Source organism: Bradyrhizobium sp. USDA 10063 (assembly GCF_054063735.1).
Map to the genome: position 1 here is coordinate 4,614,803 of NZ_JBSSGP010000002.1, position 18,926 is coordinate 4,633,728.

At 65.2% G+C, this 18,926-nt stretch carries 18 protein-coding genes and 1 riboswitch; of the genes, 9 read left to right on the forward strand and 9 right to left on the reverse strand.

Going from position 1 to position 18,926, the window contains the following annotated elements:
- Window positions 1–167 precede the first annotated feature (167 nt).
- Both metW and metX read right to left on the reverse strand, forming a co-directional pair.
- The gene (metW, locus tag ACVJGD_RS23865) at window positions 168–836 is read right to left on the reverse strand and encodes a methionine biosynthesis protein MetW (protein ID WP_456636602.1); all 669 of its coding nucleotides are present in this window, start codon (window positions 834–836) and stop codon (window positions 168–170) included.
- Window positions 836–2,041, reverse strand: a complete 1,206-nt coding sequence (gene metX / locus ACVJGD_RS23870) for a homoserine O-acetyltransferase MetX (RefSeq protein WP_456636603.1) — start codon at window positions 2,039–2,041, stop codon at window positions 836–838. Before metX ends, metW begins: the two co-directional genes overlap by 1 nt.
- A gap of 82 nt (window positions 2,042–2,123) precedes the next feature.
- Window positions 2,124–2,203, reverse strand: a riboswitch (SAM riboswitch).
- 182 nt (window positions 2,204–2,385) lie between these two features.
- On the opposite strand from metX, the gene ACVJGD_RS23875 reads away from it, so the two are divergent.
- The 3 genes from ACVJGD_RS23875 to ACVJGD_RS23885 are packed head-to-tail and all read left to right on the forward strand — an operon-like array spanning window position 2,386 to window position 5,305.
- Complete coding sequence (locus tag ACVJGD_RS23875; RefSeq protein ID WP_456636604.1) at window positions 2,386–3,234, forward strand: chorismate mutase; 849 nt, start codon at window positions 2,386–2,388, stop codon at window positions 3,232–3,234.
- A 41-nt stretch (window positions 3,235–3,275) separates the two neighbouring features.
- Complete coding sequence (gene hisC / locus ACVJGD_RS23880) at window positions 3,276–4,373, forward strand: histidinol-phosphate transaminase (RefSeq protein WP_456636605.1); 1,098 nt, start codon at window positions 3,276–3,278, stop codon at window positions 4,371–4,373.
- The gene (locus ACVJGD_RS23885; protein ID WP_456636606.1) at window positions 4,370–5,305 is read left to right on the forward strand and encodes a prephenate/arogenate dehydrogenase family protein; all 936 of its coding nucleotides are present in this window, start codon (window positions 4,370–4,372) and stop codon (window positions 5,303–5,305) included. The genes hisC and ACVJGD_RS23885 overlap by 4 nt, the downstream gene beginning before the upstream one ends.
- A gap of 31 nt (window positions 5,306–5,336) precedes the next feature.
- Here the strand turns inward: ACVJGD_RS23885 and ACVJGD_RS23890 are convergent, their stop codons facing one another.
- Window positions 5,337–6,524 (reverse strand): DUF2125 domain-containing protein, encoded by a 1,188-nt coding sequence (locus tag ACVJGD_RS23890; RefSeq protein WP_456636607.1) that lies wholly within the window; start codon window positions 6,522–6,524, stop codon window positions 5,337–5,339.
- 162 nt (window positions 6,525–6,686) lie between these two features.
- On the opposite strand from ACVJGD_RS23890, the gene ACVJGD_RS23895 reads away from it, so the two are divergent.
- Window positions 6,687–7,283, forward strand: coding sequence for a gamma-glutamylcyclotransferase (locus ACVJGD_RS23895; protein ID WP_456636608.1), 597 nt, complete (start codon window positions 6,687–6,689; stop codon window positions 7,281–7,283).
- Window positions 7,284–7,495: 212 nt separating this feature from the next.
- Entirely contained in the window at window positions 7,496–8,809 is a 1,314-nt protein-coding gene (locus ACVJGD_RS23900; RefSeq protein ID WP_456636609.1) for an SGNH/GDSL hydrolase family protein, read from the forward strand.
- A 132-nt stretch (window positions 8,810–8,941) separates the two neighbouring features.
- Here ACVJGD_RS23900 and ACVJGD_RS23905 read toward each other — a convergent pair whose 3' ends face one another.
- From ACVJGD_RS23905 to ftsE, 4 genes are all read right to left on the reverse strand, one after another.
- Entirely contained in the window at window positions 8,942–9,715 is a 774-nt protein-coding gene (locus tag ACVJGD_RS23905; protein WP_456636610.1) for a lysophospholipid acyltransferase family protein, read from the reverse strand.
- Between the two features lie 27 nt (window positions 9,716–9,742).
- Window positions 9,743–10,465, reverse strand: a complete 723-nt coding sequence (locus tag ACVJGD_RS23910; protein ID WP_456636611.1) for a YdcF family protein — start codon at window positions 10,463–10,465, stop codon at window positions 9,743–9,745.
- 71 nt (window positions 10,466–10,536) lie between these two features.
- Entirely contained in the window at window positions 10,537–11,508 is a 972-nt protein-coding gene (locus ACVJGD_RS23915) for a cell division protein FtsX (RefSeq protein ID WP_456636612.1), read from the reverse strand.
- Window positions 11,501–12,160, reverse strand: a complete 660-nt coding sequence (gene ftsE / locus ACVJGD_RS23920) for a cell division ATP-binding protein FtsE (protein WP_456636613.1) — start codon at window positions 12,158–12,160, stop codon at window positions 11,501–11,503. The genes ACVJGD_RS23915 and ftsE overlap by 8 nt, the downstream gene beginning before the upstream one ends.
- Window positions 12,161–12,363: 203 nt before the next feature.
- Between ftsE and ACVJGD_RS23925 the strand changes: the two genes are divergently transcribed.
- The gene (locus ACVJGD_RS23925; protein ID WP_456636614.1) at window positions 12,364–13,221 is read left to right on the forward strand and encodes an MJ0042-type zinc finger domain-containing protein; all 858 of its coding nucleotides are present in this window, start codon (window positions 12,364–12,366) and stop codon (window positions 13,219–13,221) included.
- A gap of 240 nt (window positions 13,222–13,461) precedes the next feature.
- Window positions 13,462–13,839: a response regulator gene (locus tag ACVJGD_RS23930; RefSeq protein WP_456636615.1), complete on the forward strand. Its 378-nt coding sequence runs from the start codon at window positions 13,462–13,464 to the stop codon at window positions 13,837–13,839.
- A gap of 135 nt (window positions 13,840–13,974) precedes the next feature.
- Here ACVJGD_RS23930 and ACVJGD_RS23935 read toward each other — a convergent pair whose 3' ends face one another.
- Window positions 13,975–16,593: a TIGR02302 family protein gene (locus ACVJGD_RS23935; protein WP_456636616.1), complete on the reverse strand. Its 2,619-nt coding sequence runs from the start codon at window positions 16,591–16,593 to the stop codon at window positions 13,975–13,977.
- Between the two features lie 269 nt (window positions 16,594–16,862).
- Here ACVJGD_RS23935 and ACVJGD_RS23940 point away from each other — a divergent pair, with 269 nt between their 5' ends.
- Entirely contained in the window at window positions 16,863–17,243 is a 381-nt protein-coding gene (locus ACVJGD_RS23940) for a carboxymuconolactone decarboxylase family protein (RefSeq protein WP_456636617.1), read from the forward strand.
- Between the two features lie 236 nt (window positions 17,244–17,479).
- Complete coding sequence (locus ACVJGD_RS23945; protein WP_456636618.1) at window positions 17,480–18,385, forward strand: NAD(P)-dependent oxidoreductase; 906 nt, start codon at window positions 17,480–17,482, stop codon at window positions 18,383–18,385.
- 233 nt (window positions 18,386–18,618) lie between these two features.
- Here ACVJGD_RS23945 and ACVJGD_RS23950 read toward each other — a convergent pair whose 3' ends face one another.
- Window positions 18,619–18,846 carry a hypothetical protein gene (locus tag ACVJGD_RS23950; RefSeq protein WP_456636619.1) on the reverse strand — a complete coding sequence of 76 codons (228 nt, stop codon included), beginning with the start codon at window positions 18,844–18,846 and terminating at the stop codon, window positions 18,619–18,621.
- Window positions 18,847–18,926 lie beyond the last annotated feature (80 nt).

Here is an 18,926-nt window from a genome sequence, read left to right on the forward strand (position 1 = left end):
CCGCAAGCGGGAGAGGTGGAGCGGAGCCTGTGGCTTGACGCGTCATTGCGAGCGCAGCGAAGCAATCCATTTCACCGCTTGCGGCGGCATGGATTGCTTCGTCGCTTCGCTCCTCGCAATGACGGCGGTTGGCGGCTCTACTCTTTGCGCGTTGGCAATGACGGTGACTACTTCCCCTTGCCGCCCCTGCTCAGCAGGAACACGCCCTGCTCGCCGAACATGTTCCAGACCCACCAGGGCAGGTTCAGCGGCACCGGGCGGCCATAGAGGTCGAGCGCGACTGCGCGCTCCATCTTGACGTGGATCTCGTCGCAGAGCTGCACGAAATCCTTGATGGTGCAGAAATGAATGTTGGGGGTGTCGTACCAGGTCGCCGGCAGGTTTTCGGTGCGCGGCATGTGCCCGCCGATCAGGAGCTGCAATCGCATCTTCCAGAAGCCGAAATTCGGGAACGAGACGATGGCGCGGTGACCGATGCGCAGGAGATTCTCCAGCACCGCCTTCGGCTGCCGCGTCGCCTGCAGCGTCTGCGACAGGATCACGTAGTCGAACGCATCGTCGGGATAGTTGACGAGGTCGGTGTCGGCATCGCCCTGCACCACCGCGAGTCCCTTGGCGACGCAGTGGTTGACGCCTTCGCGCGACAGCTCGATGCCGCGGCCGTCGATGCCGCGGCTCTCCAGGAGCTGCAGCAGATCGCCGTCACCGCAGCCGACATCGAGCACGCGCGAACCCGGCTGCACCATCTCAGTGACGAGAAGATGGTCCGGGCGGTGGCTCGTGCTCGCCTGCGGCGCCACGCCGGGCAGCGGCAAGGTCTGTTCCTGAAGCGCCATCACGCAAGCCTCGCATCGCCGAGGCCGCGCGCCTTGCCGGCCGAGTGCAGGAAGGCGCGCGAGATATCGAAGAATTCGGGCACGTCGAGCAGAAAGGCATCATGGCCCCTGTCGGTCTCGATCTCCGCGAACGAGACCCGCGCGCTGGAGGCATTGAGCGCATGCACCAGCGCCCGCGCTTCCGAGGTCGGGAACAGCCAGTCAGAGGTGAAGGACACCACGCAGAACCGGGTCTTGATCCCGCGGAACGCCTGCGCCAGCACGCCATTGTGGTCGGCGGCGATATCGAAATAGTCCATCGCCCGCGTCAGATAGAGATAGCTGTTGGCGTCGAAGCGCTCGACAAAGGACGAGCCCTGGTAGCGCAGATAGCTCTCGACCTGAAAGTCGGCATCGAAGGAGAATGTCGGCAGCTCGCGATCCTGCATCCGCCGCCCGAACTTGCGGTGCAGCGCCGCGTCCGAGAGATAGGTGATATGCGCGGCCATCCGCGCGACCGCGAGCCCGCGATGCGGATGCGTGCCCTGGTCGACATAGCGCCCGCTGCGCCAGTCCGGATCGGCCATCACGGCCTGACGGCCGAGCTCATGAAAAGCGATGTTCTGCGCCGAATGGCGCGTCGAGCAGGCGATCGCGAGCGTCGAGAACACGCGCTCCGGATAGGCCGCGGCCCATTGCACCGCTTGCATGCCGCCCATGGAGCCGCCGACCACCGCGAACAACGTCTCGATGCCGAGCCGGTCGATCAGCATCGCCTGCGCGCGCACCATGTCGGGAATGGTGATGATCGGAAAATCCAGGCCCCACACCTTGCCGGTCGCAGGATTGAGCGAGGCCGGGCCGGTCGAGCCCATGCAGCCGCCAAGCACGTTGGAGCAGATGATGAAATATCTGGAGGTGTCGAGCGGCCGGCCGGGACCGACCATGGTCTCCCACCAGCCGGGCTTGCCCGTCACCGGATGCACATTGTTGACATGCTGGTCGCCGGTCAGAGCGTGGCAGACCAGGATGGCGTTGGAGCGCTCGGCATTGAGCTCGCCATAGGTCTGGTAGGCGATCTGGAACGGCGCGAGATCGATGCCGCAGTCGAGCTTCAACGGCTGATCCATGCCGAACTTCGCCAGCGGCGAGGACGGATGATCGGCCTCATGGGCACGATCCTCGGTTTGGATCGATGAACTCTTGATCGACTGCACCTTGGTCATTTGCGGCGCCTTCCTCCGACGCGGAGGTCCTGGACAGAAATCAGGCCATGAAAAACCCGGCCTGAACAAAGGTTCGGCCGGGATCGATCTGTCCCCGGCCTGTTTAGCGAGTTCTTTAACGTGGCTGCAAGCCGGCCGGCTCAAATGACCACGGGAGTGGCGGGAAACTAGTCCCTTACCCGACCTGCGTCAAGACAAGCGGGGCGTTAACCTAATCGTTACCTTTAGACTGAGCTTGCACCATCTGCCCCCATGGGACAGAACGGAGGGCCTGCATCCTTCGAGACGCGGCGCGCGCGCCGCTCCTCAGGATGAGGAGATAGAGTTTTCGCTGGATTCCAACAATGTCAAAACCGCCTCCGGCGCCGCCTTCGCTGGCCGAACTGCGCAAAGAGATCGACGCGATCGACGAACAGGTGCACCGCCTGTTGATGGCGCGCGGCGACATCATCGACCGCCTGATCAGGGTGAAGCAGACCCAGGAAGTCGGCTCCGCGTTCCGGCCGGCGCGCGAGGCCGGCATGATGCGCCGCCTGGTCGAGCGCCATCGCGGCATCCTGCCGCTCGACACCATCGAGAGCATCTGGCGCGTCATCATCTCGACCTTCACTTACGTCCAGGCACCGTTCTCGGTGCATGCCGATGTCTCGGTCGGCGAATCCATGATGCGGGATTCGGCGCGCTTCCATTTCGGGTTCGTGGTCCCCTACGTCTCGCATTTCAGCGCACAGGCGGCGGTCGAAGCGGTGGCGAAATCGAAGGGCGACCTGGCGCTGGTGTCGGCCATTTCCAGCCGCACGCCGTGGTGGATCGGCCTCGAGGCCGAAGGCGCGCCGAAGATCATCGCGCGGCTGCCGTTCCTGGAACGCGCCGATCATCCCGCAGCGCTGCCCGTCTTCGTGATCTCGCGCGTCGCTGACGATGCGATGGTGACCGAGGTCGAGATGTGGAGCGTCCGCGTCTCCGGCTGGAACGCCGAAATCGCCCGCGCGCTGGCGCCGCTTGCCGAGATCGTCGCGGTGCCGGACACGGCCTTCGACGGCGCGGCGCTGCTGGTGTCGGTCGCGGGCATCGGCTTCGAGACAATCAAGCTGGCGCTGATCAAGGCCGGTGCCTCGGTGCGCTCATCGGCCCTCGTCGGCAGCCACGCAACGCGCTATACGGTGCCTCCGAACGGGATGGCAAAGACTTAAGGCAAGGCCGTCCCTGCAAATCCGGAGCCAGAGAGTCAGAGATGTCCCGCCCCGTGCCGAATCCCGGCATCCTCGATATTGCGCCCTATACCCCCGGCAAGACGCCGGTGGCGGAACCGGGGCGCAAGGTGTTCAAGCTTTCCGCCAACGAGACGCCGTTCGGCCCCTCGCCGAAGGCGATCGAGGCCTATAAGCACGCCGCCGACCATCTCGAGGACTATCCGGAAGGCACCTCAAAGGTGCTGCGCGAGGCGCTCGGCCGCGCCTACGGCCTCGACCCGAACCGCATCATCTGCGGTGCCGGCTCGGACGAAATCCTGAACCTGCTCGCCCACACCTATCTGTGCGAAGGCGCGGAGGCGATCTCCACCACCCACGGCTTTTTGGTCTATCCGATCGCGACGATGGCGAACGGCGCCAAGAACGTCGTGGTGCCGGAGACCGACTACACCGCCGATGTCGATGCGATCCTGAAGGCGGTCACGCCACGGACCAAGCTGGTCTGGCTCGCCAACCCGAACAACCCGACCGGCACCTATCTGCCGTTCGACGAGGTCAAGCGGCTGCGCGCAGGCCTGCCGCCGCACGTGCTGCTGGTGATCGACGCCGCCTATTCCGATTACGTGGTGCGCAACGACTATGGCCTCGGTCTTGAACTGTGTGCGACGACCGAGAACACGGTCATGACCCACACCTTCTCCAAGATCCACGGGCTCGCGGCGCTGCGTGTGGGCTGGATGTTCGGCCCTGCGCATATCGTCGATGCGGTGAACCGCATTCGCGGCCCCTTCAACGTTTCGAGTCCGGCCATGCTCGCGGCGGTGGCCGCGGTCGAGGACACCGCGCATGTCGAGATGTCCAGGGTGCACAACGAAAAATGGCGGAGCTGGGTGACGGACGAGATCCGCAAACTCGGCCTGAAAGTGACGCCGAGCGTCGCCAATTTCGTGCTGATCCATTTCCCGACCGAGAAGGGCAAGACCTCGGCCGAGGCGGACGCCTTCCTCACCAAGCGCGGGCTGGTGCTGCGGGCGGTGAACAATTACGGCCTGCCGCACGCGCTGCGCATGACCATCGGCACCGAAGAGGCCAACCGCCTCGTAGTCGAGGGCCTGCGCGACTTCATGGATCAGAAGTGAACGCCGCGCCGCACTTCCAGCGTGTCGCGTTGATCGGCTTCGGCCTGATCGGCGGCTCGATCGCGCGCGGCGCGCGGGCGCAGGGGCTCGCCGGGGAGATCGTCACCACGGCGCGCTCGGACAAGACGCGCGCGCGCGTCGCCGAGCTCGGCATCGTCGACCGCGTGGTGGAGACCAATGCGGAGGCAGTCAAAGACGCCGATCTCGTCATCCTCTGCATTCCCGTCGGCGCCTGCGGGCCCGTCGCGGCGGAGATCGCGCCTTACCTGAAGAAGGGCGCCATCGTCTCCGATGTCGGCTCGGTCAAGGGCGCCATCGTCAGGGACATGGGGCCGCATATTCCTGATGGCGTGCACTTCGTGCCGGCGCATCCGGTGGCCGGCACCGAGCACTCCGGTCCGGATTCCGGTTTTGCGGAGCTGTTCATCAACCGCTGGTGCATCCTGACGCCGCCTGAGGGCACTGAGGCGGTTGCGGTTGAAAGGCTGCGTGAATTCTGGGCGGCGCTCGGCGCCAAGGTCGAGATCATGACGCCTGATCACCATGACCTCGTGCTCGCGATCACCAGCCACCTGCCGCATCTGATCGCCTACACCATCGTCGGCACCGCCGACGAATTGGCGCAGGTGACGTCATCGGAGGTGATCAAGTTCTCCGCCGGCGGCTTCCGCGATTTCACCCGCATCGCCGCGTCCGATCCCACGATGTGGCGCGACGTGTTCCTGAGCAACAAGGACGCGGTGCTGGAGATGCTCGGCACCTTCAACGAGGATCTCTCGAAACTGACGCGCGCGATCCGCCGCGGCGATGGCGAAGCGCTGTTCGACCACTTCACCCGCACCCGCGCCATCCGCCGCGGCATCGTCGAGATCGGCCAGGATTCGGCGGCGCCGGATTTCGGTCGGCCGCACGCGAATCTGGAGAAGAAATAGCCTGTCGTCCCGGGCTTGACCCGGGACGACATCAGAACAACGGCGGGATCTGTCCAACCTTGATCGGACCGAGTAGCACTGCGCCGTCGACGAAGCGCAGCGGGAAGCTGCGTGCCTTCTTGCCTTCCAGCATGGCTTCGCTGCCGAGCGAATTGACCGTGGCGGCGACGCCGACATTGGCGTTCTGCTTCACCATCTTGCCGAGACCGGGGACCGCGCGGTCGAGCGCGCCGAAGAGATTGTTGAGGTCCTGCGTCTTCACGCCAGGCGCGACGCGGTCGAGCGTCGATTGCGGCACGCCCTCCTCCAGCATTTTCTCGATGCCAAGCGCCGGGATCACGCGCTCAAGGCCGGTGACCGTCATCTGCAATTCGCCTTCGATGCGGCCACTCGCGTTGAGGCTCAAGGTGCCCGCGGAGACTGCGATCATCTCACCCTGCTGGATGCGCGACTGCACGATCTCGACATGGCCGCCGGCGGCCTGGATCTCGCGGAAGCGCTCCGGCCACGGCTTTGGCGTGAAATCCTTCAAGCCGGAAATCTTGGCACGGATATCGGCATCGAACGGCGTCGCCAGCACCGGATGCACGTCCTGAAGGCTGCCGCCGTTGATCTGCAGCGCGGTCTCGATTACCGGATTGTCCGCAGCCGAGCCTTCGGCGAGACGGCCGTGCAGCTCGACGTGACCAGCGCGGCCGAGCGGCACCTGCACGGAGCCGTTGACGCGATCGATCGCGGGATCGTCGAACACGAGCGAAGCGCGCTGCGGCACCGCCGGCAGTCCCACCACACTGGCGCGGCCGCTGCGCCAGTTCACGGCGAGCTGTGGCTGCGCGCCGCGCTCGGCGAGCGTCGCCGGCGCCTTGAATTCCGCGATCACGCGTGTGGGGTCGTAGACCTGCGCGACGACCAGGATCTCGCCGAGCCGCGCGGTGAACGAGGTCTGCGGCGCGGCGGTCTGCGAGAGCAAGGTCACGCTGGCATCCTCGCAGCGGATCTCGAGCCGGAAGGGGTAACCCGCCACCGATCGCTTGCCGCAATCGTAGACGCGACCCGCCTTCGCCTCCTGCGCGCGCCAGGCATCGGCCTGCACCCACACCTGGGACGAGGCATAGAACCAGAACGCGCTCCACGCGACGGCGAGGATCAGGACGAGGACGGGGGCGGCAAAGAGCCGCCAACGCGAGCGCCGGCGCGGCGCGGGGGTCATGTCAGGCATGCGGCGACCTCTGGCTGTCAATTTTGGCAAATGTAAGCGGGAAATCGCGACCTTGTTTGAGCATGATCCTTTCGGAAAACCGGTTCCCACTTTTCCGGATCATGCTCTAAAGCCAACGAAACCGCTTCGCTTCGCCCGGCGCTTTTGCTAGCCCTTGCGCCGATGTCCGCGCAACTCCTCTCCCCGCCCGAATCTCCCGACAGCGACCTCTGGGTATTCGGCTACGGCTCGCTGATGTGGAAGCCGGGCTTCGACTTCGAGGAACAGGCGGCGGCGCGGCTGATCGGCGAGCATCGCGCGCTCTGCGTGTATTCGTTCGATCATCGCGGCACGCCGGAAAAGCCGGGCCTGGTGCTCGGGCTCGACCGCGGCGGCGCCTGCCGCGGCATTGCGTTCCGCGTCGCGGCGAAGCGGCGCAGTGATACCATCGCCTACCTGCGCAGCCGCGAGCAGACCACCAATGTCTATCGCGAGGTGCACCGATCGGTGTGGCTCGAGGACGACCCGCGGTCGCGGGTGGCCGCGCTGACCTATGTGGTGGACCGCAGCCATGTGCAATATGCCGGCCGGCTGTCGCTTGCCGACCAGCTCCGCTACGTGCAGCAGGGCCACGGCCGCTCCGGCAACAACCGCGACTATGTGCTGTCCACCGTGCTCGCGATCGAGAAGCAGGGTTTTCGCGATCCACAACTGCACAAGCTCGCGACGATGCTGCACGACGCGCATCCGATCGAACTGCCGCTGCAGGAGGGAACGTAACTAGAGCATTTCCGTGTTGGCGATATCCGTCGCCCTCTCGACCGTCCATTCGCGACTAAACTGTCGCCTTGATCTTCCACTCGGACGCATCCCGGCATCTTGCGAGAGACCGCATTGCGGCATCAAGGAAGCGATCGTTACTGTTGTAGCGGTGCCGCGCGCTTTTGAAATACAAGCGAAAAACGGGGAATGCATCCTTTGCCGCGGCAACCATGACGGATTGGCAGAAGATGCATTCCAACGAACCTGCGACCTTCCTTCGTCGATTTACCGCATTCGGCCGGGCGCGGCTGGCCGCAACTCTGCCGGCGCTCGTGGTCGCTGTGACGTGTGCCGGCGCCCAGCCTGCCGAGCCCTGGATCACGACATGGGCTGCGACCCCTGGACCGCGCTGGGCGGACGAATTGCCGGTGCCCTTTGGCGTGCCGGAGGTGCTGAGCAACAGGACGGTGCGGCAGACCACGCGCATCAGCGTCGGTGGCGAGAAACTGCGGATCGTGATCTCGAACGAGTTCGGCGTCCGTCCCATCACCATCGGCGCGGCGACAGTTGCTCTGCCGGCCGGCGGCGCCGCTGTCAATCTGGCGACGATCAAGCCCGTGACCTTCAGCGGTCACATCGACGCCGTGATACCGCCGGGCGCGCCGCTGATCAGCGACCCGGTCGACTTTCCAGTTAAGCCGCTGTCGAGTGTGGTCGTCAGCTTCTATCTGCCCAACCCTACCAAACTCGCCTCGGTTCACTGGGAGGCCATGCAGACCGGCTACATATCTGGCTCGGGTGACATGACCAAGGCGGCCGACTTCAAGCCCGAAAGCACCACCAAATCGCGTCTGCTGCTCAGCCGCATCCTCACGACTGCCAAGCCGGATTCCAGCGCCATTGTGGTCCTTGGTGATTCCATCACCGACGGGTTCTGCTCCACTCCCGACAGCAACCATCGCTGGACGGATGAACTCGCCAGCCGTCTGCAGGCGGAAGGACATCCCGATATCGCGGTTGTGAATGAGGCATTTTACGGCAATCGCGTGCTGACCGATGGCTTCGGGACCAGTGGCCTCGCGCGTTTCAATATGTCCGTGTTGAGCCATGCTCGGGTATCAACCGTCGTCCTGATGCTGGGCGGCAACGACATTGGCTTGCCGGGCGCCACCATACCGAACGATCCGGAGCCGACAGCCGACGACGTCATTGCCGGCCTCAAGCAGATCATCGAGCGCGCCCACGCGGGTGGCATCCGCGTGGTGCTGTCGACCCTGACGCCAGCCGCTAACGCTTTTGCTGGCACGCGCTTTTCAAAGTATTACACACCGGAGAAGGGGAAGATCGCGGAGGCCGTGAATGCCTGGGTCAGAACCAGCAACGCAGCTGACGGCGTGATCGACTTCGGCAAGATCCTGGAGGATCCGACAAAGCCCGGCCATCTGGCGCCGGCCTATGATTGCGGGGATCACGTGCATCCCAACGATGCTGGGTATCAGGTCATGGCCAAGGCCGTCGACCTGAAGCTTCTGCTCGGCCAATAAAGCATCGCGCGGGCGCGGCAACGGCGGTGGCCGCGCATGGCCTCCATCGCACCCGCTCCCTTCAGTTCAGGCCCAGTCGGCGGCGGGGCGGGAGCTCAGTTGCAGAGGAGGCCAGATCAACTCGAAAACGCTTTAGACCTTCGCCTTCGCGGTATCGGGCACGACGCCGAACAATTGCGCCTGCTCGGCGCGCGCGGCCTCGACGAGGCGGTCAGTCGCGCCCTCGATCTGTTCGCGCAGGCGTGTCATGAACTCGTCGCGCGGCAGACCCGGCGGCAGCGGATCGAGGAATTCGACCACCAGCGTCCCGGGATAACGCATGAAGGTGCGGCGCGGCCAGAACAGGCCGGAGTTGAGCGCTACGGGCAGGCACGGCACGCCGCTCTCGGCATAGATCTGCGCCACGCCGGTCTTGTAGCTCGGCGGGGCGCCGACCGGCCGCCGCGTGCCCTCCGGGAAGATCACGAGCTGGCGCCCGCGCTTCACTTCGGCAGCCGCGCGGCGCAGCGTCTTCACCAGCGAGCGCGGGCCGCCGCCGCGGTCGATCGAGATCATGCCGGCTTTCAGCAGGAACTGGCCGAACACCGGGATCCAGGTCAGTTCGCGCTTGAGGATGTAGAGCGGGTGCTCGAAGAAGCGCAAAAGCTGGAACGTCTCCCACATCGACTGGTGCTTGGCGGCAACGATCAACGGCCCCTTCGGAATCTTCTCCAGCCCTCGGAATTCGACCCGGATGTTGCAGACGACCCGCATCAGGAACAGCGTTGCGTTCGCCCACCATGCGGCCAGCGTCATCATCGCCCCACGCGGCAGCACGACGGTCGGGATCGCTGCGATGCTCAGGCTCACCAGCACGAGGTAGAACAGCACGTTGAAGACGAGCGAACGCACGAAGATCGACAACATCGAATTCCCGACTAAGAGTTGGTCTGGTCAGTTCACCTGCGCGGTCGCCGGCCGGCGCGGCGCCAGCGCACCGCTAGGCTGTTCCAGGACATCCGGCGTCAGGTCGAGACCGATTCCAGCCAGCCGCACCCGCACCTCCGCCGCGACATATTTGACGTATTCCGATAGCAGGAGGCGCAGCGTTCCGCCACTCATCCACCAGGGTTCGTCGCGCCATTTGTCGCCGATCACCACGAACGGGATCAGTTCGACATCGGGCATCGCGTGCGACAACTCCACGATCGCGCGCGGCATGTGGTAGTTCGAGGTCACCACGATCAGCGACTTGAAGCCGCGCTCGCGCGCCCAGCGCCGTGTCTCCGCGGCATTGCTCCTGGTATTGACGGCGGAGCGGTCGAGATCGACGCAGCACTTCAACAGCGGCTGGTGATTGTCGGGCAGCGAGCGGGAAATATCGCTGGCCGCATTGGTCGGGTGCACGCCTGATATCAACAGCCGCTTGCCATAGCCGGCCGCCAGCAATTCCACCGCATCCGAGATGCGCGAGGAACCGCCGGTCAATACGACGATGCCGTCGGCGTTGCGCTCGGGCCGGGTCTCGACACCGCGCAATTGCGACAGGAACGCGACAAAGCCGAAACCGGCGGCGACGAACAGCACCGCCAGCGGCGCGACGATCGCCGCGCGCAGCCATCCACGCGGCCGCGCTGGCCGGCGCTTTTGCGATCGGTCGTCGAGATCAGAACTCATCGGATAATTGCTGTCCTTCCCCGGACGCAATTCTAGAGCGTTTTTGGGCGAAGTGGAGTCCGGCGGTTCCATCAGTCGACGTCATCGAGCGTGGCGAACAGCGTCCGCCGCGAGGCCCAGGCCGTGATCGCGGCGATCAATACCGCCTGCAACGCGAGCACCAGATAGCCGGACGGACGCAGCGAGAAAGTCCCGAGCAGGGCCGCGAACTGGTCGCCCACGGGAGTGCCCGAGAACCAGCTCGCGATCGATTCGGAGAAGCCGAAGAACAGCATCGCGACGCCGCCGCCGATCAGTCCGCCCTCCAGGCCCAGCATCAGGAAATGCCGCAGGAAACGGTTGGCGATGTAACTGTCGGAGGCGCCGACGAAATGCAGCACCTCGACGATCGGCCGGTTGGCGGCCATCGCGCCGCGCGTGGCGAACGATACCGAAATGATCGTCGCGACGATCACGAGAGCGAGGATGCCGATGCCGGCAAACACGGTGGCGCCGGTCATCGAGCGCATGCGCTCGATCCAGGCGCGATGATCGTCGACGCTGGCGCTGGGGGCCGCCTGCGTGATCCGCGCCCGGAGCGCGGCGAGGTCGAGCGTGCTGCCGGGCTGCACCCGCGCCACGATGACGCGCGGCACCGGCAGTTGCTCGATCGACAATCCGCTGCCGAGCCAGGGCTCGAGCAATTTTGCGGATTCCTCCTTGCTGAACGGGCGGACCTCAAGGATGCCAGGCTGCGTCCGCATCGCCTCCGCCGCTGCGGACGCGTCGCGCTCGAGATCGCGCCCTGTAGACGGGCGGACCTGGATCGTGACCTCGCTGGCGACCTCCGACTGCCACTCGGCCGCGGATGCGCTGACCAGGAGCACCGTGCCCGTGGTCATCGAGGCCAGGAAGGTCATGATCGCGACGACAGCGACCAGCGCGCGGCCGGAGATCGAGGCGCGCGGCACGATCGGCGACATGTTGCGCGCGTTCGCCGACACCTGCGGGCGTTCATGCCCGAGGTCGACGAGCGGCACATGCTCTCGGCCGATCTTATTCATAGATGTGCAGCCGTCCCTGGTGCAGCACCAATCGCCGCGCCTCGTATTGGTCCATCAGCGTGATGTCGTGGGTGGCGATGATCACGGCGGTGCCGGACTTGTTCAACTCGATGAACAGGCGAAGCAGCCGCCGCCCCAGCGTCGGATCGACGCTGCCGGTCGGCTCGTCCGCCAGCAGGAGTTGCGGCCGCGAGATCACCGCGCGCGCGATCGCGGCGCGCTGCTTCTCGCCGCCCGAGAGGATCGGCGGCAGCGCATCCATCCGCTCGCCGAGGCCGACCCATTTCAAGAGGTCGATCACCTCGCGTCGGTAGCTGGATTCGTCGCGGCCCATCACGCGGAACGGCAGCGCGACGTTCTCATAGGTCGTCATATGGTCGAGCAGGCGAAAGTCCTGCAGCACGATGCCGATGCGCTTGCGCAGGTTCGCCACCTGGTCCTTGCTCAGCAGCGAAACGTCCTTGCCGAACAGATTCACCAGCCCCCGCGTCGGCCGCAGCGACAGGAACAAGAGCCTGAGCAGCGAGGTCTTTCCCGCGCCCGAGGGACCGGTCAGGAACTGGAAGGAATGCGGGGGAACGGCAAAGGTAAGGTCGCGCAGAATCTCCGGGCCGAGCCCGTAACGCAATCCGACATTTTCGAACCGAACCAAGCTCTAGCTCCGCTCGATAGTGGGTTGGACGTTGGTTTCAACTTGGGCAGCGGCCGGGAACCTCGAACCTTGGCTCGATCCTCGCGCCCGTTTCCGGCTGCGCCGACGGGCCGAACAAAGCGTTTGTGCTTCGGTTATGGTTTCCGATTCGTTAACGGTCGCCTTGTAGCATCCCGGCGCGTCCATGGTGGGGATTGGGCTCCATGCATATCGTTTGCCCGCATTGTACAACATCCTATGCGATCAAGCTGGAGACCTTGGGTCCGGCCGGTCGTACGGTGCGCTGTTCCCGCTGCAAGGAAGTCTGGCTGGCGCGGCCGGAGGATGCCGTCGATGCCACGGCGCCGATGCCGGCGATGGCGGCGGCGAACCAATCCGCCGCATCCGATGCCGCCGCGGAATGGGAGGCGATGGCGCGGCAGGAGGAGGACGAACGCGCTCCTGTCATCGACAGCCCCTCGATCTCGGCCGACTGGCCGGCGGACGATGCAATCCGGCAGGACTGGCCGTCGGTCGCCCGCGAAGACGCCGAGTCGCACGCGGAAGCCGAAGCCAAACCCCGCCGCCGGCTGCCAAGCCTGTTCAAGCTGCCCGCCCTGCCCCGCATCCACATGCCCGCGGCGAGCCTGCCCACGACCTGCGCCGCGATGGCGGCGCTGATCGTGGCGCTGGTGGTATGGCGCAGCGACGTGGTGCGCCTGCTGCCGCAGACGGCGCTGTTCTACAGGCTGGTCGGGCTCGACGTGAATCTGCGCGGCGTGGCGTTCAAGGACATCAAGGTCACCAATGACACCGTGGACGGCAAGCCGGTGCTGGTGATCGAAGGCATGATCGTCGGCGAGACCCGCAAGCCGGTGGAACTGCCGCGGTTGCGCTTTGCGGTCCGCGACGCGCAGGGCGCCGAGATTTATGCGTGGAACACGGTGCTGGAGCAGCCGGTGCTGAAGCCGGGCGAACGCGCCTATTTCAAATCGCGCCTCGCCTCGCCGCCCGCCGAAGGCCGCAACATCGATGTCCGCTTCTTCAACAAGCGGGATCTCGCGGCCGGCGGCCGCGCTTAGAGCATGAGCCGATCAGTTGAACCGGCTGCGGATTGATCTCACCTCTCCCGCTTGCGGGAGAGGTCGGCGCGAAGCGCCGGGTGAGGGCTCTCTCCACTCGGGGAGTCCCAGTGCGGAGACACCCTCACCCCAACCCTCTCCCGCAAGCGGGAGAGGGAGCGCAGCTTCGCCGGTTCTGCGTTTCGACCTGCTGGGCTCATGTTCTAGAATACAAGATGTCTTGCGAAGGAGGTTAGCTCGATGCCGCGGGTATTGATCGCCGACGACGAAGATTCGATGCGCTCGCTGGTGGCGCGCGCGATCGCGATGGACGGCCACGAGACCGTCACCGCGCAGGACGGCGCCGCCGCGCTGGAGATCCTCGCGCGCGAGCAAGGCGCCTTCGATCTGCTGCTCACGGACATCCAGATGCCTATCATGGACGGAATTGCACTGGCGCTCGCCAGCGCGCGCGATTTTCCGGACCTGAAGATCCTGTTGATGACCGGCTTCGCCGATCAGCGCGAGCGCGCCTCCGGCCTCAATGCGATCGTGCACGATGTGGTGACCAAGCCGTTCTCGGTCGCCGATATCCGCACGGCGGTCGCGGATGCGCTGTCGGCGCGAAAGGTGGCGTAAGTCCACACTCTCAGTCATACCCCGCGCAGGCGGGGTATCCAGTAAACGGAGGCCTCTCGGTTCATTCACCGGCGCCTCTGGAATACTGGATCGTCCGCCTTCGCGGACGATGACGACGGAGCACGAGGCTCCCTCTCAATAATCCTTCAGCAGGCGCTCGAGGTAATCGAGCTCGATCTGCGGCCGCGACGGGTCGGCGAGGCGGCGGCGGAGTTCTTCCAGGATGCGCCTGACACGCTGCACGTCGATCTCGCCGGGGATCTTGACGGTGTAATCGTCGCCGAACTCGCGGCCGTGCAGGGGACGACCGAGCGGATCGGTCTGGTTGCCGCCGCTCTGCTGCCGGCCGACGCGGTTGCCGGGGCCGTCGCCAGCCTGATCGCCCTCACCCTGCTGCATCGCCTCGGCGAGGCTCTGCGCGCCCTTGCGCAGCGCATCCAGCGCGCGGCCCTGCGAGTCCACCGCGCCGTCGGCATTGCCTTCGCCTAGCCGGCCGCTGGCATCGCCCATTGCGGAATCGGCCTGATCGAGTCCGTCCTCGCCGTCACCCTGGTCGCCCTGCTCGCCGCCCTGACCTTGCTGGCCCTGCTGCCCCTGTTCGCCGCGTTGCCCCTTTTGGCCCTTCTCGCCGCGCTGGCCCTGTTGTCCCATGCCGCGCTTGGCGAGTTCCTCCTGCAACTTCTGCAGCCGGTCACGCAGCGCCTGCTGATCCTGCTGCAGGTCGGACATGGACTGATCGCCCTGCTTGCCGCGCATGCGATCGCGCCGCGAATCCTGGCCCTGCTTGAAGGTCTTGTCGCGGAGCTGTTGCTGCTTGCGGATCATGTCGCCGAGCTCGTTCAGCGCCTGCTCCATGTCGTTGTCGCCGCTCTGGCCGGGCTGCGCCATCTGCAGGTTCTCCAGCATCTGCTGGAGCTGATCGAGCAGCTGCCTCGCTGCATCCTTGTCGCCGGAACGCGACAGCCGCTCCATGCGGTCGAGCATGTTCTTCAGGTCCTGCTGGCTCAGGACCTTGGCGTTGGGATCGAGCGGACGCGCCAATTGCTGCGGGTTGTTGCGGAACTGCTCGGCGAGCTGGCGCATGAAATTGTCCAGCGCCGCACGCAGATTGTCGGTGAGCTTCTTGATCTCCTCGTCGCTCGCGCCACGCTCCAGCGCCTGCTTCAACGCGTCCTGCGCCGCGCGCAGCGCCTTGTCGACATCGGTGATGTTGCCGTCCTCGATGGTGACGGCGAGCGCCCACAGGCTGCCGACGACCTCGCGCAGCGCATCATCGGTATGGGCGGCCTCGAGCTGGTGCGCCACGCTGTGCAGGCCGAGATAGGTGCCGGCCTCGGGCGTGAACATTTCCGGTGCGATCAACAGCGCGCTCAGCGCTGTGTAAACGTCAGCATTCTTGTTGGCGTCGAGCGCGAGAATGCGGCGCTGCTCGATCAGTGCCCGCGCCAGCGGTTTCGTGAACAGCCGCTCCGGCAGACGCATGCTGAACGGATCGCTCTTGGCCTCATTGCCGGCCTCGTCCTTCGCCGTCAGTGTCATCGTGACGTCTGCGCCCGCGTAGGGGTCTTCGCTCAGATCCTTGACGGTCTGGCCGACGCCATTGCGGGTGCGCGCGTTCGGCAGCACCAGCGGGAATTGCGGCGGCTCGAACAGCGGCCGGGCGTCTGCCGTCTTGGTATCGGCGGTCTTGGCTCCGGCGTTGCCGGAATCCTTCGGCGCGTCACCCGGACGCGCGACGAATTGCGCGCGCGCTTCGGTGATGCCGTAATCGTCCTCGAGCCTGTAGGACAATTGCAGCGAGCCGCGTGCCTGCCGCTCCGGATCCTTGGCCAGCGCGATCGACGGCGGACGGTCAGGGGTTGCGGTAAAACGCCACAGCGGCTGGCCGGCGGGCGCGCGGACATGCGCGGTGCCGTCGCCTGCAATCTTGAAATGCCGCTCGTTGGTGCCCTTCGGCGCCTCTCCGTTCGGGGCGACCTCGGTCACGCCACCACCGGCTACGACATCGATATTGCCGCCGCTGGAACGCACCAACAGCGCGCTGCCGGCGGGAACCGCCAATGGCCCGCTCTCGGCGGCAGCCGCTTCCCGGTTCGCCGACGACAGGATGATCGGCGGCTTGCCGGTGTAGTTCGGCGGCGTCACCCAGGCATCGACCCGGATATTGGTCGGCGCCAGCACGCCATTCCAATCGAAGGCGGAGGCGAAACGGAGCGAACGCTCGTCGCCGGCGGCGACATAGGCGGCGACCAGCATCACGATCACCAGCCCCCGCAGCGCCCACGGATCGTGGATCGGAAGCCGCGGCGACGGCAGGCCGGCACGGATGCGCTTGAGCGAGGCCAGCGTGCGCTCGCGCTGTGCCTGCCACAGCGCCTGCGAGACCGGGTCCTGGCTCGTCAGCGTATCGCTCAGTGCGGTCGCCGGACGATGACGGATGCCGGTGCCGCGGTCGAGCCGGCTCAAGCCCTGCTCGCGGGTCGGCCAGCGGAAGCGAACCAGCGGAAGCAGCGCACCCAGCGCCAGCAGCGCGAACAGGCCTACGCCGGCCAAGCGTACCGCAAGCGGCAGCACCAGCCAGAGCCCGGCCCAGGAGACGACCAGGAACAATCCGATGACGGTCAGAAGCCGGGCCAAATGTGGCCACGCGCGTTCCCATGCGATCGCGTATTGTGCCCGCTGCAGGGCTTGGTTCAGCTTCAGCCGCGCAACGGCGTCAGGCTCGCGCGCGGGCTCAGAGGGGTCGCCGCTCAATAAAATCTCCGGGTTGCCCGACACGTCACCCTACCACAAGGGCGGCAATGAGGCACCCGTTCCATTCCGGTAACCCACACCGGGAAATACGCATAACACGAAGGCGTGACTGGGCGTGAACGAGCCCGTAACGTCCGCGGCCGCAACCCAAAGCGTGATGACTTTTTCTTCGAATCGTCATCCCGCTTTAGATCTTTGTTTGAGCATGATCTTTTCGGAAAACCGGTATCCACTTTTCCGGATCATGCTTTCGATCATGAGGAAACGTCATGGACCAGAAGACGCACGACAAAGGCCTGGACATCCGCAAGGCCGTGCTCGGCGAGGCCTATGTCTCCAACGCGCTCAAGAACGTCGACAGCTTCAACAAACCGTTCCAGGACCTGCTCAACGAATATTGCTGGGGCTCGGTATGGGGCCGCGAGGAACTGCCGCGCAAGATCCGCAGCATGCTCAACATCGCCATGATCTCGATCCTGAACCGGCCGCACGAATTGCGCGCGCATCTGAAGGGCGCGCTGACCAATGGCGTCACCCGCGACGAGATCCGCGAGATCCTGATGCAGGTCGCGATCTATGGCGGCATGCCCGCCGCCGTCGACAGTTTCCGGATCGCGCGCGAGGTGTTCGCCGAGATCGATAAGGCATAACGCCCACTCCGCGCGTAAGGCTTATCCGCCGTCGCTAACGCCACACACTCACTGTCGTCCCGGGCTTGACCCGGGACCCATAACCACCGGCGGGGTGGTTGCGAAGACTGGGGCCCAGCACGGCGCAACAACTTCGCCCTGGGGTTATGGGTCCCGGGTCAAGCCCGGGACGACAGTGAGTGTGTGGCGCGCTGTTTCGACGCAACGCTCTCGCAATCAACGATAAAGGAATCACCATGGAAATTGGATTCATCGGCCTCGGGAACATGGGTTTTCCGATGGCGCGCCGGCTGGTCGAGGCCGGGCATCAACTTACCGTGTTCGATACGCGCAAGGAGGCCGTCGAACGGCTGACCGCGCGCGGCGCGCGGGCCGCATCCTCGCCGAAGGAGATCGCCGACCGGGTCGAGACCGTGATGGCGAGCCTGCCCTCGCTGCAGGCCTCGCTCGAGGTCGCAACAGGTAGCGGCGGCGTGATCGAGGGCAAGCGCGTCAAACGCTTCGTCGATCTCTCCACGGTCGGTTCGCAGATGGCGGTGCGCATCCACGACCTCCTCGCGAAGCGCAACATCGTGCAGATCGACAGTCCCGTCAGCGGCGGCGTCGGCGGCGCCGAAAAGGGAACACTGGCGGTGATGGTCTCCGGTCCGCGCGCGGACTACGAGGTGCTGAAACCCGCGCTCGACGTGATCGGCAAGGTCTTCTTCATCGGCGAGAAGCCGGGCTCGGGCCAGACCATGAAGCTCGCCAACAATTTCCTGTCGGCGACTGCGATGGTTGCGACCTCGGAAGCTGTCGTGATGGGCGTGAAGTCCGGGCTCGATCCGGCCGTGATGATCGATGTCATCAATGCGGGCTCGGGCATGAATACGGCAAGCCGCGACAAGTTTCCGCGCTCGGTGCTGCCGCGCACCTTCGATTTCGGCTTCGCCACCGGCTTGATGGTGAAGGATGTGCGGCTGTGCCTGGACGAGATGAAGTCGCTCGGCCTGTCGATGGAAGTCGCCGACGCCGTCGGCCGCCTCTGGGAAGTCGTGATCCGCGAGGCGGGGCCGGAGTCCGATTTCACCTCCGCGATCAAGCCGATCGAAAAGGCGGCGGGCGTGGTGGTCGGCGCGAAGGGCGGTCACGCGGCGAAGTGAGTTGTCAACGTGGGCTGTCGTCCCGGGGCTTGACCCGGGACCCATAACCACAAGGTTTAGCCATGTGGAAGCTGCAACCGCTTGCTCGCGCCACAACACTGCCCTGTGGTTATGGATCCCCGCTTTCGCGGGGATGACACCGAACAAGCTGATGCTTGAATCAACAAGGACCGCCTGGTGGGCGGTCCTTCTGAATTTCAACGAAGGTGTTTTGTGGCTCCGATCGCGGGGCGTTATTTCGCCTTGCGACGGCGCCTGGCGTACCAATAGACGCCCGCAGCGACGAGGAAGGGAAGTCCTGCGCCAGCGGCGGGACCTGGTGCGCCACGATACGTTCCCTCGCCGACATAGGTGTAGAACTGGCCGGGAGGGAAGAACAGCGTGGCCGTGAAGTACACGCCGACGGGAACTGCCGCCGCCATCAAGAGGAAAATTGCGAGAACCCAGCCCGGTAATGACATTTGTTGCACTCCGCTCAGCCACATTTGATAATATTAATCTCACTCCAACTTAAATATCTGTCAATGGGTATTTAATATTT

Excerpts from the sequence above, each read along its gene's own strand:
- metW (WP_456636602.1), bottom strand. The coding sequence starts at position 836 with ATGGCGCTTCAGGAACAGACCTTGCCGCTGCCCGGCGTGGCGCCGCAG.
- metX (WP_456636603.1), bottom strand. The coding sequence starts at position 2,041 with ATGACCAAGGTGCAGTCGATCAAGAGTTCATCGATCCAAACCGAGGAT.
- ACVJGD_RS23875 (WP_456636604.1), top strand. The coding sequence starts at position 2,386 with ATGTCAAAACCGCCTCCGGCGCCGCCTTCGCTGGCCGAACTGCGCAAA.
- hisC (WP_456636605.1), top strand. The coding sequence starts at position 3,276 with ATGTCCCGCCCCGTGCCGAATCCCGGCATCCTCGATATTGCGCCCTAT.
- ACVJGD_RS23890 (WP_456636607.1), bottom strand. The coding sequence starts at position 6,524 with ATGCCTGACATGACCCCCGCGCCGCGCCGGCGCTCGCGTTGGCGGCTC.
- ACVJGD_RS23895 (WP_456636608.1), top strand. The coding sequence starts at position 6,687 with ATGTCCGCGCAACTCCTCTCCCCGCCCGAATCTCCCGACAGCGACCTC.
- ACVJGD_RS23900 (WP_456636609.1), top strand. The coding sequence starts at position 7,496 with ATGACGGATTGGCAGAAGATGCATTCCAACGAACCTGCGACCTTCCTT.
- ACVJGD_RS23905 (WP_456636610.1), bottom strand. The coding sequence starts at position 9,715 with ATGTTGTCGATCTTCGTGCGTTCGCTCGTCTTCAACGTGCTGTTCTAC.
- ACVJGD_RS23910 (WP_456636611.1), bottom strand. The coding sequence starts at position 10,465 with ATGAGTTCTGATCTCGACGACCGATCGCAAAAGCGCCGGCCAGCGCGG.
- ACVJGD_RS23915 (WP_456636612.1), bottom strand. The coding sequence starts at position 11,508 with ATGAATAAGATCGGCCGAGAGCATGTGCCGCTCGTCGACCTCGGGCAT.
- ACVJGD_RS23925 (WP_456636614.1), top strand. The coding sequence starts at position 12,364 with ATGCATATCGTTTGCCCGCATTGTACAACATCCTATGCGATCAAGCTG.
- ACVJGD_RS23930 (WP_456636615.1), top strand. The coding sequence starts at position 13,462 with ATGCCGCGGGTATTGATCGCCGACGACGAAGATTCGATGCGCTCGCTG.
- ACVJGD_RS23940 (WP_456636617.1), top strand. The coding sequence starts at position 16,863 with ATGGACCAGAAGACGCACGACAAAGGCCTGGACATCCGCAAGGCCGTG.
- ACVJGD_RS23945 (WP_456636618.1), top strand. The coding sequence starts at position 17,480 with ATGGAAATTGGATTCATCGGCCTCGGGAACATGGGTTTTCCGATGGCG.
- ACVJGD_RS23950 (WP_456636619.1), bottom strand. The coding sequence starts at position 18,846 with ATGTCATTACCGGGCTGGGTTCTCGCAATTTTCCTCTTGATGGCGGCG.